The organism is Nonomuraea sp. NEAU-A123, assembly GCF_018603905.1.
Classification (GTDB): domain Bacteria; phylum Actinomycetota; class Actinomycetes; order Streptosporangiales; family Streptosporangiaceae; genus Nonomuraea.
Window position 1 is genome coordinate 682,482 of record NZ_JAHFZZ010000002.1, and the last position, 14,086, is coordinate 696,567.

14 protein-coding genes are annotated in these 14,086 nt (G+C 66.7%); 9 read left to right on the forward strand and 5 right to left on the reverse strand.

From position 1 onward, the window contains the following. Positions 1-42: 42 nt before the first annotated feature. Entirely contained in the window at positions 43-2,466 is a 2,424-nt protein-coding gene (locus KLK06_RS07265) for a PQQ-dependent sugar dehydrogenase (protein ID WP_214634513.1), read from the reverse strand. A 356-nt stretch (positions 2,467-2,822) separates the two neighbouring features. Between KLK06_RS07265 and KLK06_RS07270 the strand changes: the two genes are divergently transcribed. Continuing rightward, complete coding sequence (locus KLK06_RS07270) at positions 2,823-4,400, forward strand: glycoside hydrolase family 88 protein (RefSeq protein WP_214634514.1); 1,578 nt, start codon at positions 2,823-2,825, stop codon at positions 4,398-4,400. A 137-nt stretch (positions 4,401-4,537) separates the two neighbouring features. On the opposite strand, the gene KLK06_RS07275 is transcribed toward KLK06_RS07270, so the two are convergent. Continuing rightward, a complete protein-coding gene (locus KLK06_RS07275; protein WP_214634515.1) occupies positions 4,538-4,747 on the reverse strand; it encodes a hemerythrin domain-containing protein in 210 nt (69 codons plus the stop codon). 166 nt (positions 4,748-4,913) lie between these two features. Here KLK06_RS07275 and KLK06_RS07280 point away from each other — a divergent pair, with 166 nt between their 5' ends. From KLK06_RS07280 to KLK06_RS07295, 4 genes are all read left to right on the forward strand, one after another. Continuing rightward, entirely contained in the window at positions 4,914-5,237 is a 324-nt protein-coding gene (locus KLK06_RS07280) for a sensory rhodopsin transducer (RefSeq protein ID WP_214634516.1), read from the forward strand. Between the two features lie 72 nt (positions 5,238-5,309). After that, positions 5,310-6,227: a lytic transglycosylase domain-containing protein gene (locus KLK06_RS07285; protein WP_214634517.1), complete on the forward strand. Its 918-nt coding sequence runs from the start codon at positions 5,310-5,312 to the stop codon at positions 6,225-6,227. A 40-nt stretch (positions 6,228-6,267) separates the two neighbouring features. After that, on the forward strand, positions 6,268-6,813 hold the full coding sequence (locus KLK06_RS07290) for a hypothetical protein (protein WP_214634518.1): 546 nt from the start codon (positions 6,268-6,270) through the stop codon (positions 6,811-6,813). Positions 6,814-7,091: 278 nt separating this feature from the next. Further along, positions 7,092-9,017: an ABC transporter ATP-binding protein/permease gene (locus tag KLK06_RS07295; RefSeq protein ID WP_214634519.1), complete on the forward strand. Its 1,926-nt coding sequence runs from the start codon at positions 7,092-7,094 to the stop codon at positions 9,015-9,017. A 235-nt stretch (positions 9,018-9,252) separates the two neighbouring features. On the opposite strand, the gene KLK06_RS07300 is transcribed toward KLK06_RS07295, so the two are convergent. Then, entirely contained in the window at positions 9,253-9,831 is a 579-nt protein-coding gene (locus KLK06_RS07300) for a hypothetical protein (protein ID WP_214634520.1), read from the reverse strand. A 21-nt stretch (positions 9,832-9,852) separates the two neighbouring features. Between KLK06_RS07300 and KLK06_RS07305 the strand changes: the two genes are divergently transcribed. Further along, positions 9,853-10,230 (forward strand): hypothetical protein, encoded by a 378-nt coding sequence (locus KLK06_RS07305; RefSeq protein WP_214634521.1) that lies wholly within the window; start codon positions 9,853-9,855, stop codon positions 10,228-10,230. A gap of 186 nt (positions 10,231-10,416) precedes the next feature. Here the strand turns inward: KLK06_RS07305 and pafA are convergent, their stop codons facing one another. Further along, positions 10,417-11,775, reverse strand: coding sequence for a Pup--protein ligase (pafA, locus tag KLK06_RS07310; RefSeq protein ID WP_214634522.1), 1,359 nt, complete (start codon positions 11,773-11,775; stop codon positions 10,417-10,419). A 107-nt stretch (positions 11,776-11,882) separates the two neighbouring features. On the opposite strand from pafA, the gene KLK06_RS61330 reads away from it, so the two are divergent. From KLK06_RS61330 to KLK06_RS07325, 3 genes are all read left to right on the forward strand, one after another. Beyond that, positions 11,883-12,131: a sigma-70 family RNA polymerase sigma factor gene (locus KLK06_RS61330; RefSeq protein ID WP_284734930.1), complete on the forward strand. Its 249-nt coding sequence runs from the start codon at positions 11,883-11,885 to the stop codon at positions 12,129-12,131. Continuing rightward, the gene (locus KLK06_RS07320; RefSeq protein ID WP_214634524.1) at positions 12,131-12,934 is read left to right on the forward strand and encodes a hypothetical protein; all 804 of its coding nucleotides are present in this window, start codon (positions 12,131-12,133) and stop codon (positions 12,932-12,934) included. Before KLK06_RS61330 ends, KLK06_RS07320 begins: the two co-directional genes overlap by 1 nt. A gap of 183 nt (positions 12,935-13,117) precedes the next feature. Beyond that, complete coding sequence (locus tag KLK06_RS07325) at positions 13,118-13,639, forward strand: orotate phosphoribosyltransferase (RefSeq protein ID WP_214634525.1); 522 nt, start codon at positions 13,118-13,120, stop codon at positions 13,637-13,639. Here KLK06_RS07325 and KLK06_RS07330 read toward each other — a convergent pair. After that, on the reverse strand, positions 13,630-14,034 hold the full coding sequence (locus tag KLK06_RS07330; RefSeq protein WP_214634526.1) for a hypothetical protein: 405 nt from the start codon (positions 14,032-14,034) through the stop codon (positions 13,630-13,632). The two genes, KLK06_RS07325 and KLK06_RS07330, sit on opposite strands and share 10 nt — an antisense overlap. Positions 14,035-14,086 lie beyond the last annotated feature (52 nt).

Consider the following 14,086-nt stretch of genomic DNA (forward strand, 5'->3'; position numbering starts at 1 on the left):
GCGGCCGCGCCGAAGCGCGGCCGCCTGGTGAGGGGGCGTGCGTCACTGGATGTTGGAGCGCCTGATCACGTCGGCGCTGCCGTCGCCGTTGTTGTCGGAGTTGGTGGAGCCGAACCAGATGGCGCTGGCGTTCGGCACCTTCTCCACCGCGCGGAGCCGGCCGTACGTCCCGTTGAAGTAGGAGTTGACCGTCGAGACGTTCTCGCCGTTGAGCACGATCCGCCACAGCCGCTGGCCGCGCAGCGCCGCCATGAACACGGTGTTGTTCACGATGGCGATGCCGCTCGGCGACGCCTCCGAGACGCTCCACGTGTACTTGGGATTGGTCATGCCGGAGGTGCTGCAGGTGCCCTCACAGGTGGGCCAGCCGTAGTTCTTGCCCGGCTGGATCAGGTTGAGCTCGTCCCTGGAGGAGTTGCCCAGCTCCGACTCCCACAGCCGCCCGGCCGAGTCCCACGCGATGCCCTGCGGGTTGCGGTGGCCGTAGCTGTAGACGCGGGTGCCGAACGGGTTGCCCGGCGCGGCCGCGCCCGTCTTGGTGATGCGCAGGATCTTGCCGTTGAGCGAGCCGAGGTCCTGCGCGTTGCCGCTCGCCTGCGCGTCTCCCGCGGTGACGTACAGGTAGCCGTCAGGACCGAACCTGATGCGGCCGCCGTTGTGGTAGCGGTTCTTGTCGATCATGCCCTGCAGGATCGCGCTGTAGCCGCTGAGCGTGGTGCCGTTGAAGTTCATCTTCGCGACGCGGTTGCCCTCGGAGGCGGTGTGCATGAAGAACACCTCCTGGTCGGTCGTGCCGTTCCAGGTGGGCGAGAAGTCGAGGCCCATCAGGCCGCCCTCGCCGTCGGTGGTCACGACGTTGGGCACGGTGCCGACCTGCGTCTTGGTGCCCGACGGGGTGATCTTGAACACCTTGAACGTGTCCCGCTCGGTGACCAGCGCGTACGAGCCGTCGGGCGCCCAGGAGATGTCCCAGGGGATGTCCCAGCCGCCGGCGATCGTGGTCGGCGTCTGCGGCACGGTGCCACAGCTACCGGTCGTGAACGACGCGGAGGCCGTGCTCGGGGTGGAGAGCTGGTTGGCCGTGTCACGCGCGACGACGTCGAGCTGGTAGGTGTGCGCGCACTCCAGCGGCACGCTGGTGCTGGTCGCGGGCGGCGTGCCGGTGACCGTCTGCAGCACGGTGCCGGTGGCGTGGTCGCGGACCAGGTAGGCGCGTACGCCGTTGTCGTCGGTGGAGGCGGTCCAGGTCGCGGTCGCCGAGGTGGGCTGCACGCCGGTCACCGTGGGCTGGCCGGGCTGCGACGGCGGGTCGTCCGCGGGCGCGGGCAGCGTGCGGCAGTTCGCCTCAGGGCTGCTCAGCGACACGTTCCCGGACGCGTCCCGGGCGAAGACCGAGATCTGGTACGGGAAGTCGGAGTTCAGCCCCGTCACCGTGTACGGCGGAGCGGGCGCGGTGGCGATCTGCGTGCCCTGATGGAAGATGTCGTACGCCACGACGCCGACGTTGTCGGTCGACGTCGGCCAGTCCAGCCGGATGCTGTTGTAGGTGATGTCACTGCAGACCGGCTGCCCCGGGGCGGTGGGCTTCTCGGTGTCACCGGGGCCGCTGACGCGCAGCCGGTCGAGGTTCGGCCCGCCGTTCGCGGTGGTCCCGGTGGCTCTGATCGTGTTGCCGCCGGCGTTCAGCGTGGCGTTGACGCTGATCTCCTGCCAGGTGGTCCACGCCCCGGTGCCCGGGAAGGACTGGCTGGCCACGACGGCCGTGCCGTTGACCGCGATGCTCATCGGCCGGTCGGTGGTCGTACCGTTGGCGAAGCGGAACGTCAGGGTCTGCGGCCCGGCGCCGGCGGCGCTCACCGCGAACTCGACGTAGGAACCGGCCACGTTGTCGTAGTTCACGAAGCCGGAGCCGGTGAACCCGGCGTGGTTGGACTCCACGACGCCCTGCGAGATCGTCGCGCTCTCCGCCTGGTAGTCGGTGAAGTTCGTGGCGGTGACCTCGGCCTCCAGGTAGTCCCAGTTCGGGTTCCCGCCCGCGCCGGCGGCGGTGGCCTTGATCGTGTTGGTGCCCGCGACGACCGGCGCGGTCAGCGTGACCGTCGCCCAGGTGTCCCAGTTCGTGGTGGCGTTGAACGCCCGGGCCGCGGCGACGACGGTGCCGTTGACCGCGATGTCGCTCGGCCGGTTGGCGCTGGTGCCGTTGGCATAACGGAAGGCCAGCGTGGCGGTGCCCGCGCTGGGCGCGTTGATCGTCCATTCGACCGAGGACCCGGCGACGTTGTCGCCGTTGACGAAACCGGTGCCGGAGTAGCCGGTGTGGTTCGACTCCACGACACCTTGCGAGATCGTGGCGTTCTCCGCCTCGTATCGGGTGGGCGCCGCGGCGGCCGGAGGGGCCACGACCGTCAGCGCCCCGGCGAAGAGCGCGAGGACACCGGCGAGGACGCGGTACCTGCGTAAGTTCATCGATTCACTCCTGCGGGGGGTGGTATCTCGGGGCGAGAGATTGGAGCTTTTCATCGTGTTCCCACAAATAGTCACAACCGTCAACAGATTTTTGATCTTGGAACGATCCAATCTTTAGGAAAGTTTCCTAACGCTGCTCTCTTGTCGATCGGGCAAAGATCGGATGTCATACACCTGGACAGGCGGATATTCCGGATGTTTGGCTATAGATCAGGCGAAAGGTTGGATCTGTCGCTCGAGCCATTCGGCGGTGCTCCCCGCATGAGGAGTGGTCGAGCGATATCACAGGTCAGAAGCCCAACGAGTGAGACATGGGATGTCTTACCCGTGGCGCTCACCAGCGTCAGGAGAGTCGCGTGCCCCTCAGAAACCGACATCGAGTCATCGCCATAGTCGCCCTCGGTGCCTTGCTGGTCCAGCCCGTGCCCGCGGCCGTCGCCGCGGCCACCCTCCACGAAGCCGAGAACGCCACCATCTCGCAGGGCGTCGTGGAGTCCAACCATGCCGGGTTCACCGGCACCGGTTTCGTCAACTATGACAACGTGGCCGGCTCGTCGGTCGAATGGACGACCGACTCCCCCCAGGCCCGCCAGGTGCGGCTGGTCCTGCGGTACGCCAACGGCACCACCGCCGACCGGCCGATGAGCATCACGCTCAACGGCACGACCATCGCGGCGAGCCTGTCCTTCCCCGGCACCGGGGCGTGGACCACCTGGCGGACGGTGACCCTGCAAACCTCGCTGGTCGCCGGCCCGAACACCGTCAAGGCCACCGCCACGACCGCCAACGGCGGCCCGAACGTCGACTCGCTCACCGTCGACGACGGCACCTCGAGCGGGACCGACTGGTCCAAGGCCGTCATCGACTCCACGATGGCCCGCTTCACCCCCAGCTCACTGGGCGGCTGGGGCTACACGCAAGGGTTGTACCTGTGGGGGCAGTATCTGGTCTGGCAGCGCACCGGCGACGCCCGCTACCTCCAGTACATCAAGGACTGGGCCGACCGGTTCGTCGACAGCTCCGGCAACATCTCCAACAGCTTCGGCAACCTCGACAGCATGCAGTCGGGCAACGTCCTGCTCGCCCTGTACAAGGAGACGGGCCAGACCCGTTACCGTACGGCCGCCACCAAGATCAGGACCCGGCTGAACACCTACCCGCGCACCTCCGACGGCGGCTGGTGGCACTCCACCTCCGACTCCCGGCAGGGCCAGCTCTGGGGCGACGGCGTCTACATGGTGGATCCGTTCCTGGCCCGCTACGGCGCCTGGGTCGCGGCTGACACCTTCACCCGCACCGAGCCCGCCAAGCAGATCGAGGTCTACCACAGCCACCTGCGCCGCCCGTCGGGCACGGCCGCCGGGCTGCTGTACCACGCCTACGACGAGCCCGGCGGCCTGACCGCCTCCTGGGTGAAGCCGTCGCTGGGCAACACGAACGGGATCTCGTGGTGCCGGGCGATGGGCTGGTTCGGCATGGCCACCATCGACATCCTGGACCTGCTCCCGGCCGACCACCCGCGCCGGGCCGCGCTGATCGACATCCTGCGCGATCTGGTGCCCGCCTACGCCCGCTGGCAGGACCCGGCGACCGGCCGATGGTTCCAGGTGGTCACCGAAACGTCGAACTCCGCCAACTGGACCGAGACGTCATGCTCGGCCATGTACACGTACACGATCTCGCGCGCCGTCGAACTCGGCTACGTCGACGCCTCGTACCGCGTCAACGCCGACCGGGGCTACCAGGGCGTACTGGACAAGGTGTCCCTCGGCCAGGACGGGCGGACGAACATCGTGGACATCAGCGAGGGCACGAACGCGAGCGACTCGCTGAGCTACTACTTCAACCGGGGGCGGCCGGTGAACGACTTCCACGGCCTGGGCGCCTTCTTGATCATGAACGAGCAGCTGATGCGAGTCGGCCCCGGCAACTGACCCGCACGGCTCCCCTGGGACCGGCGCGCACCCGCGTCGGCCCCAGGGACCGGTCAGGCCGTGCTGGATCTCCTGTGCCTTGCGCTCGCTGAAGGCTCGGCCGAGCTCCTCCAGGCGCCCGCGCGGCACCGCCTTCTTCAGCGCCGGGAGGATCTCGCTCTCCTCCTCCTGTACGTGGCGATCTCCGGGTAGATCAGCTCCTCCTCCCCTCTGGAATGGGCGACGAATTTGGCGGCCAGTTCGGTCAGCAGCGCGGGACGATCCTCGGTGTCCTTCTTGAGCCGGGCGAAAAGCCGCTCCACGTCGCGGTGGTCTGCGGTGATCATGCTGATGACATCCAATGTCATGGTTACCCCTCTCTGGCTGGCCCCGGTACCCGGCGAGGACGGCCGTACGTGAGGTTGAAGGACAACAGAACAGCTGTTTGCGTTTCTTGGATACTCGCGGCGCCTGATAGATCCAGGCTTGTCGGGGTAGCGGGATGACTGCCGGAGCAGTAGACGGGAGTCGCACATGAGCACAATGGTGGGAAACTGGAAGATGGCGATCACCGACGGGTGCACGCCCGGCGACCAGCTCTACCTGTTCAACATCAGTCCTGGCAACGCCCACGTCGAGCTCACGTTCTGCGCGGAGGGCGGGCAGCCACTGGGCCCGTTCCGCGTGGCCATCCCCGCACACCGTACGCAGGCCCTGGCCCTGGAGGACCTGGTCGATCCTGACGCCCTGCCCCCGAACCAGGTGTACTCCGTCGTGGTGGTCTCGGACCGGCCGGTACTCGTTCAGCCTGACCCAGCGCGCCCGACCGTGCCGAAGCCTCGGCGAACAGCGGCCTGACCGATTCGCGGTAGATCTGGCCAGCCGGGTCAGAAGTTCTTGCGGGTGATCCTGGCGATACGGTTGAGCATCATGAGATCGGTCAACGTCATGATCGCCGCATCCCTCGTAGCCGTCCTCACAGGATGCGCCGGTGAGGCGGACGGATCGGCGACACCGGAGCGGCCCGCCCAGACCACCGCCCCGAGTGCCGCCGAGACACCCTCCCCGCAGGCCGGGGCCGTGGGGGTGCCCGCGCCTGATGTCCGCATTCCCACCGACCCCGTCAAGCTGGCCGGTGCTCTGAAGGAGACGTCCACCGCGCTGAACAAGGCGATCGACGGCTGGACCAAGGGCTCACAGGAGCGTCCGCCGCAGGACGTCGTGCTGCTCTCTCTTCATCAGCAGCGCATCTACCGGGCGATGGCCCGGAACACGGCGCTGACCCAGGGCGTCGTGAGGCGGTTGCCCAAGGGACTGGCCGCTGAGGCGCGCGACAACACCACGGCCATCGCGAAGCTGCTGTCGATGGCCCATCCGATCAGCGCGGCGCAGCGCAAGCGGATGCGCCTGGCGGAGCCGTCGCCCGCCAAGGCCTTGCATGGCTACATGACGCGGGCCGAGAAGCGGTTCGGCGTCGAGTGGGAGGTCCTCGCGGCGATCATGCTCGTCGAGACGAAGTTCGGACGGGTCAGATCGGCGAGCTCCACCGGGGCACAAGGGCCCATGCAGTTCATGCCGGGCACGTGGCGGCAGTACGGGCTGGGCGGGGACGTCCACAACGCGCGCGACGCGGTGCTCGCCGCGGCCAACTACCTCAAGGCGTCGGGGGCGCCGCGCGACTACCGGCGTGCGGTGTTCGCCTACAACCACGACGCCCGGTACGTGGACGCCGTCCTCGCGCACGCCCGCCAGATCAAGCGCGACTCGCGCAGCTTCTACGCGTACTACAACTGGCAGGTCTTCGTCCTGTCCACACAGGGCGACGTCCGCCTCACCGGCCCCCGCTGACCTTTTCGGCGTTGACCGCCGTTGGCGATACCTTCGAGCAATGAGCGAAGGGGAATCGAGCCGGAACGCCGTCATCATTCCCGGCGGAATGTACGGACCGCAGGCAGGACTGCTCGCCTACGCCGGCGAAGCGGTTGCCCGCCGTGGCGCCCACCTCGAACTGATCTCGTGGACACCGCCGAAGGGCCAGCCCCTGCTGGAGGGGCAATCCTGGGTCTACCAGCAAGTGACGCCCGTCGTGGAGAAGCTGGGGACACCGCTGCTGATCGGCAAGTCGCTCGGCTCGTACGGCGCCGCCGTGGCCGCAGATCGCGGCCTGCCGGGGATCTGGCTGACGCCGTTGCTCACCATGCCCGCATGCGTGGAGGCGTTGCGTCGGGCCACCCAGCCATTCCTGCTCGTCGGCGGCACCGCGGACGACTTGTGGGATGGTGTGCTGGCACGCGAGCTGACGCCGCACGTCCTCGAGGTCAACGGCGCCGATCATGGCATGAAAGTGCCGGGGCCGCTGCACAGATCCACCGAGGTGCTCGGTCAGGTGACGACAGCCATCGAAGTCTTCCTCGACACCATCGTCTGGCGCTAGCGGAAGCCCCGGCTCAGAGTCCTTGATCAAGCTCGTGCCGCCTGTGTTCGACGACTCGGAGGAGGCGTGAACACCCGGCCACAAGAGCATCGTCCCCGTCCTCGATAGAACGGCGGGCGGTCACAGGATGTGATCCATTACTTGAGCAGCACGCGGTGCGCGGGCCGGGCCGGCGCCCGCCGGGGGTCGCCGTCGAAGAATGGCGGCTCGAACGACTCCCTCCCGCGAGTCGAGTTCTCCAGGGCGCTCGTCGCGCTCTGTGCCTATACGTTTCCGGAATGGAGTTGTTCACCCCGACCCTCGACTGGGGCTCTGAGGTCTGGGCATCGCTGGTGTGGATCGCCCAAGCCTGGGCGATCGCCGCGGTCTGCACGTTGGCGGTCCTCGTGCTGATAGGCCTCTGCACGACGTGGGGCAGGCAATTCTGGCGCATCACCGGCGCGTACTTCACCGGTCCGGGGAGCGTCAAGGTCTGGCTCTGGCTCAGCGCCTTGCTGTTGTCGGTGGTGGCCGGCGTCCGGTTGAACGTGCTGCTCAGCTACCAGGGCAACGACATGCTGTCCAGCCTCCAGGTCGCGGTCCAGGGCATCGCCGTCAACAACACTCCGGTGAAAAGCTCCGGCGAACACGGCTTCTGGATGTCCCTGTGGGTCTTCTGCATCCTGGCGGCGATCCACATCGCCCGGCTGCTGCTGGATCTGTTCCTGCTCCAGCGGTTCGTGTTGGCCTGGCGCGCCTGGCTCACCGACAGGCTGACCGGAGACTGGCTCGATGGTAAGGCCTACTACCGGTCGCGATTCATCGACGACACCATCGACAACCCGGACCAGCGTATTCAGTCCGACATCGACCTGGTCACCGCCGGATTCGGACCTCTGCCCAACCTGCCGAGCAACGGGGGGACGTCCAGCACGCTGTTGTTCGGCGCCATCTCCGCGGTCACCTCGATCGTGTCGTTCACGGCGATCCTGTGGAAACTCTCGGGTACGCTTTCCCTCTTCGGGGGCGAGATCCCCAGGGCGATGTTCTGGATCGGGCTGGTCTACGTTCTCATCGCCTCCGTCATCGCCTTCTGGATCGGCAAGCCGATCATCTGGCTGGCCTTCCGAAACGAGAAGTTCAACGCGGCGTTCCGTTACGCCCTGGTGCGCCTGCGCGATGCGGCGGAGGCAGTCGCGTTCTACCATGGCGAGCTCGTGGAGCGCTCAGGGCTGCGGCGCCTGTTCGCCCCCGTCGTCGGCAACTACAAGCGGTATCTGAACAGGACCATCGGCTTCAACGCCTGGAACTACTCGATCAGCCAGAGCATCGTGCCCCTGCCCTATATCCTGCAGGCGCCACGGCTGTTCGCCGCCGAGATCCGCCTCGGCGATCTCACCCAGTCGGCAGCGGCGTTCAACGAGATCCAGAACGGCCTCTCGTTCTTCCGGAACGCCTACGACGCCTTCGCCGGCTACCGGGCGGCGATCATCCGGCTCCACGGTCTGGTCATCGCCAACGAAGAGGCCAGGGCGCTGCCGGAGGTGACGACGCTGCCCTGCGTCGACGGGACGGTTCAGCTCGAGGCCGTCGAGGTCCGTACCCCCGATGGACGGCAGTTGATCAATCCGCTCGACATGCGGCTCGAAGTGGGTGACACGTTGGTCGTCACCGGGCCATCCGGCAGCGGCAAGACCACGCTGTTGCGCAGCCTCGCCGAGTTGTGGCCGTTCACCACCGGCACGCTGACCCGACCGTGCGGACCCAACGAGACGATGTTCCTGTCGCAACTGCCCTACGTACCACTGGGCGACCTGCGCGCTGTCGTCACGTACCCCGGCAAAGAAGGCACCGTCGATGACGAGACCCTGCGCGGCACACTGCGAAAGGTCGCGCTGCCGCATCTAGAGGACCAGCTCGACGAGGTGCAGGACTGGGCCAAGGTGCTTTCCCCTGGCGAACAGCAGCGGATCGCGTTCGCACGGATTCTGCTGACGAAGCCGAAGGTGGTGTTCATGGACGAGTCGACCTCGGCGTTGGACGAGGACCTGGAGTTCATGCTCTATCAACTGTTGCGGTCAGAGTTGCCCGACACCATCGTCGTCAGCGTCAGCCACCGCTCGACGGTCGCACAGCACCACACCCACGAACTCGAGCTGCTCGGCGAAGGCGAATGGCGCTTCGGCCCGCTGGGAGACGACAATCAGGAACCCGCTCCGGCGTAATAGGGATGGAGTCGTACTCGATCACCGGCGGCCGCTCTCCAACAATCCGGAGGATAAAGAACAAGCTGACTGCGACGTGCGCTCCATCCCCGTAGAAAATTCGGTTCGGGTGAGCATCTAAGGCGACTTGGGGAGCAGATTGATCCACATACTTGAGACCATCGCTTGGGTTGCGTCTGCCTTAATCATGGCTTGGCTCGTGGGCTCCGGTCGGATGATCAGCGAAAGAGGCCACTTAAGACGACCTGATCCGGACCGGATCACTGATGTGGCTGTTCCTATCGAGGTGCAGCATGCAGTTCGCGTCCTGATCATGTCGGGGCAACGTATTGCCGCCATCAAAGAGATCCGCCGAGCGACCGGTCTCTCTCTCGAGCCCGCCATGGACGTGGTCGAGGCGCTTCGTCGCGCAATTGAGTTGCCCCCACCGGCTGACCACAATGATTGACCACATCAGCCCCCGACAACCACCGACGCCACCCGACCGCCGCAACCACGAACCGGCACCGGGCGACAAGATTCTCGTCGTTTGCAAGCGCCCCTCCTGGTTCTCCAGGGTGAGCTGATGAACGGCCCGGACCAGGGCGGGAACGTCCTGTCTGATCATGGCGAGTTCCTTGTTCTTGTTCGCGATCGTCTTCTTCAGCTTCTTGGTCGTGTCGCGCAGCCGCACTTCGACGTCAGACGTCGCCCCGCGGGCTTGGACGCGCTCATAGAACTCGGCCACCGGCTGCGGCGGGCCGTCCGCGTGATCGCGGCCAACCGGGGCGACCGCCTGGAAAGGTTCATACCCTCGGCCGACCCTGTCCGGCACCGAGGCTAGGTCATCCGCTACATGCGCCACGGACACGGCGATGAGTTCAGCGCCCGCGACGCCATGTCCGCCGCACGCGCGGCGATGACGTCGGTGAAGGACACGCACCGCGCCACCACCTTCGAGGCCGGCAACCCTTGCTCGATCGCCCGCAAGGAGTTCGCCACGATGGCCCAAGCCGCCGATGAGTGCATCACCAAGGTTTCCGGCATCGACAAGGTCAGGCCGCAGGCGGTTCCGCACGAGAACACCAGCCTGCTCACCTGGATGATCGCCGACCTGGAAGCCCGGCTCACCGAGGTCGGCCTGCTCGGCTACCACCAGGTCCCGCCCGCGCAACGACTGTGGATCTGGGCCACCGACCTGGAACAGGCACGCAAAGACCTGCCTCTCGTCTGACCGACGTCAACGGCCCTCCGGACTGTGCGGAAGGTCGTTTCGATGTGGTGGTGGACTCTCCCCACTGCAGTGCTGATCGGCGCGGCGGATCGCAGCGCGGACCTCGCGGCGGTCGTCGGCCAAATCTGGTGCCCGTACAGACGCAGAGTGGCGTGGGCATTGATGCGATGCCAGCCGGCCGCTCGGTCACATGCCGGCGATGAGATTGTCCACCCGCTCGTCGACGCTGCGGAACGGGTCCTTGCACAGCACGGTGCGCTGGGCCTGGTCGTTCAGCTTGAGATGCACCCAGTCGACGGTGAAGTCGCGCCGCTTCTCCTGCGCCTTGCGGATGAACTCACCCCGCAGTCGCGCCCTGGTCGTCTGCGGCGGCACCGACTTGGCCTCGAAGATCTTGATGTCGGAGGCCACCCGCTCCACCGCACCGCGGCGCTGTAGCAAGTAGAACAGGCCCCGCTTGCGATGCACGTCATGGTAGGCCAGGTCGAGCTGCGCCACCCTGGGCGACGACAGCGGCAGATCGTACTTCTTCCGGTAGCGCTCGATGAGCTGGTATTTCGTCACCCAGTCGATCTCGCGCGCCACCAGGTCGAGGTTGCCGGTCTCGACCGCGTGCAGCGTCCGCTCCCACAGCTCCAGCACCCGGTGCGCGATCGCATCGCCGCCGCGGCGCTCGACGAAGTCCTTGGCCTTCGACAGGTATTCCTGCTGGATCTCCAGGCTGGAGGCCTCGCGCCCGTTGGCCAGGCGCACCCGGCGCCGGCCGGTCATGTCGTGGGAGACCTCGCGGATGGCCCTGATCGGGTTCTCCAGCGACAGGTCGCGCATCACCGTGCCCGCCTCGATCATGCGCAGCACCAGGTCGGTGGCGCCGACCTTGAGCAGCATCGTGGTCTCGCTCATGTTCGAGTCGCCGACGATGACGTGCAGGCGGCGGAACCGCTCGGCGTCACCGTGCGGCTCGTCACGAGTGTTGATGATCGGCCTGGACCGGGTGGTGGCCGACGACACGCCCTCCCAGATGTGCTCGGCCCGCTGCGACACGCAGTAGACCGCGCCACGCGGCGTCTGCAGCACCTTGCCCGCGCCGCAGATGATCTGCCTGGTGACCAGGAACGGGATCAGCACATCGGCCAGCCGCCCGAACTCGCCTTGCCGGCCCACACAGTAGTTCTCGTGACAGCCGTAGGAGTTGCCGGCCGAGTCGGTGTTGTTCTTGAACAGGTAGATGTCGCCGGCAATGCCCTCCTCGCGCAGCCGCTTCTCGGCGTCGACGAGCAGACCCTCCAGGATGCGCTCCCCCGCCTTGTCATGCGTGACCAGTTCGATCACGCTGTCGCACTCGGGCGTGGCGTACTCGGGATGGCTGCCGACGTCCAGGTACAGACGGGCGCCGTTGCGGAGGAAGACGTTGCTCGATCGGCCCCAGGACACGACCCGCCGGAACAGGTAGCGCGCGACCTCGTCGGGGGACAGCCTGCGCTGCCCCCTGAACGTGCAGGTCACGCCGTACTCGTTCTCCAGCCCGAAGATACGACGATCCATCACCTCACGTTACTCCCCCATCACGGTCTCGCCCAGGTCATCCAGGTGGTCGGTGAGGACCTGGTGGTCGACGTCAAAGGGTACAAACGCCGGCCCTCGGATCCGCGCTGCTCCCCCACCCCCAAGATGGCACGGCCTGGGAAGCTCGCCATGACCTACACCAGGTGTTGCGCGGTCTGCCACACCGCCAACGACAGGTTCTGGCCTGGACGTTCAGCGGGTATACCCCCGCTGAGATCGCCGACCAGCTTGGCATGACCCCCAACGCGGTCAGCGCCAGCCTCAAAAAAGCCCGGCGAGCCGCGATCAAGCACCTCACCGACGCCGGGTACTTCGCCACCGGTGAGGAGGCGTGATGGCCAACCACGACCACAACGAAGCTGACCGACTCGACCTGTGCCATCATGCCCTGATCGACGATCTACGCACCGTCCTGGATATCGAGGCTGGCCTGCGCGAGGCGCTGCTGCACTCCCATCACGCGGCTCAACTGGATGATCTGGACACCATTGTCAACGTCGAAACCGGACTTGCTGCGATCTTGCCTGCCACGAGCGCAGTTGCGCCGCAGGCTCAGGACGAAAGCCGTCCGCTCACCCCTGAGCAACTCCTGGAGGCCGTCAGCCCACAAGATCGTCTGACCCTACGGCGCACCCCCCACGTACTCGACCTCGCCCGCGATCTCGCCCGGACCCTCGACCACACCCTCAACCACGCCCGCGCCCTCGACCGCGCCCACATCCGCGCCCGCGCCTTCGCTCTCGACCCCGACCTCGACCTCGACCCCGATCCCGACCGCAACCTCGCCTCTGCCCGCGCTCTCGCCCGCGACCTCGACCGCCTCCGCGAATACGACTTCGTCGCCCCGCCTTTTCACGCGGTTCGGCGCGCCATTCGCGAGGCGCTGGGCCGGGATGTTCCCCTCGCGGCAGCGTCGGTCCGCACGTTTCTCGACGACTTCACGGCGTCCGACCTGCGCAGCCTCCGCCTGGCGGACATCGACCTGGAGGGAGTTCGGTGGTCGGAGACGGGAACACGGTGGCCTGAGGAGGTGGACATCGACGACCTCAAAGCTCACTCGGAGGAGATCGGCGCAGGAAGTGGGCTGTACGTCGTGCGGCGGGGCTGGACCGTGCGCAGCTTCGTAGACCTTGCATGACCGATGGGGCGGGAGTCGTCTGCCGGTGGTGGCGGCCCTCGCACCGGGCACCCTTCAGTAGTCCAGCGCCCGGTCGACCAGCTCGGCGATTTCCTCCTGCGAGGCTAACGGCACCGTCGGATATCAGAACTGTCCGAATAGGTCTCTGAACAGGCCCTGTTGGGGTTCTGGCATGCTGTCGTGGTGAGCAATGTGGATCTTGCCCGTCGGGTTCGCGGCTGTTGCCGGTTGAGTGGCCGGTTCGTCTTGCGTTCGGGACGAGTGGACGATGAGTACTTCGACAAGTACCAGTTCGAGGCTGACCCGCTTCTTTTGGATGAGTTGGCGCTGGGGATGGCGTCGCTGGTCCCTGTCGGAACTGAGGTGTTGGCCGGTCTGGAGATGGGAGGCATCGCGGTGGTCACGGCGCTGGGACGGCACACTGCTCTGCCGTGCGCGTTTGTGCGTAAGACAGCGAAGTCCTATGGCACTGCCCGGCTGGCCGAGGGTGCTGAGGTCAAGGGACGGCGGGTCTTGGTCATTGAGGACGTGGTGACTTCGGGCGGGCAGATCGCGATCTCCACTGGTCAGTTGCGTGATCTAGGAGCCCAGATCGACCACGCGTTGTGTGTCATCGATCGGCAAGAGGGCGGTGCGGAGGCCTTGGCTGCGAATGGGATCCGACTCCTTGCGCTGCTGAAGCGCGAGGATCTCGATCAAGCCTGAGGGGTTGGACTCGGCCGCTTGGGGAGACGGGGTTCGCGGCGGCTGACGTCGGCGGCGTAGGTCATCCAGTCGCCGGAGGATGCTCGTTGCCAGGCGACGGCGACGTCAATGTGGAAGCCCAGCATGCGGGCGAGCAGGGTGGCGGGCAGTTCGGTGGCGAGTTGGAACAGGGCGGTGGAGCGGGCTTGGCCGGGTTGGATGCCGAGGTCTTTGAGGCGTTTCCCGAGGTGGGTGGCGCTGATCGGGCGGCCGGGTTGGCCTCCAGGAAATAGCCAGGGTGAGGGGTTGGCGGCGCCGGTGGTGGCGTGTCCACGTTTGCCGTCCAGCACGTGGCGGGTGAGGTCGGCGACGGGCTCGGGCAGGGTGATGGGTGTCGTCCCGAGTTGGATCTTCACGGTGGTGTCGTCGAGGGTGACGTGGTCGGTGGTGAGTCGGCTGACCCGGGCG

Coding starts and splice junctions, on each gene's coding strand:
- KLK06_RS07275 (WP_214634515.1), bottom strand. CDS start 4,747: ATGACATTGGATGTCATCAGCATGATCACCGCAGACCACCGCGACGTG.
- KLK06_RS07320 (WP_214634524.1), top strand. CDS start 12,131: ATGGCCAACCACGACCACAACGAAGCTGACCGACTCGACCTGTGCCAT.
- pafA (WP_214634522.1), bottom strand. CDS start 11,775: ATGGATCGTCGTATCTTCGGGCTGGAGAACGAGTACGGCGTGACCTGC.
- KLK06_RS07265 (WP_214634513.1), bottom strand. CDS start 2,466: ATGAACTTACGCAGGTACCGCGTCCTCGCCGGTGTCCTCGCGCTCTTC.
- KLK06_RS07290 (WP_214634518.1), top strand. CDS start 6,268: ATGAGCGAAGGGGAATCGAGCCGGAACGCCGTCATCATTCCCGGCGGA.
- KLK06_RS07295 (WP_214634519.1), top strand. CDS start 7,092: ATGGAGTTGTTCACCCCGACCCTCGACTGGGGCTCTGAGGTCTGGGCA.
- KLK06_RS07285 (WP_214634517.1), top strand. CDS start 5,310: ATGAGATCGGTCAACGTCATGATCGCCGCATCCCTCGTAGCCGTCCTC.
- KLK06_RS07280 (WP_214634516.1), top strand. CDS start 4,914: ATGAGCACAATGGTGGGAAACTGGAAGATGGCGATCACCGACGGGTGC.
- KLK06_RS07305 (WP_214634521.1), top strand. CDS start 9,853: ATGCGCCACGGACACGGCGATGAGTTCAGCGCCCGCGACGCCATGTCC.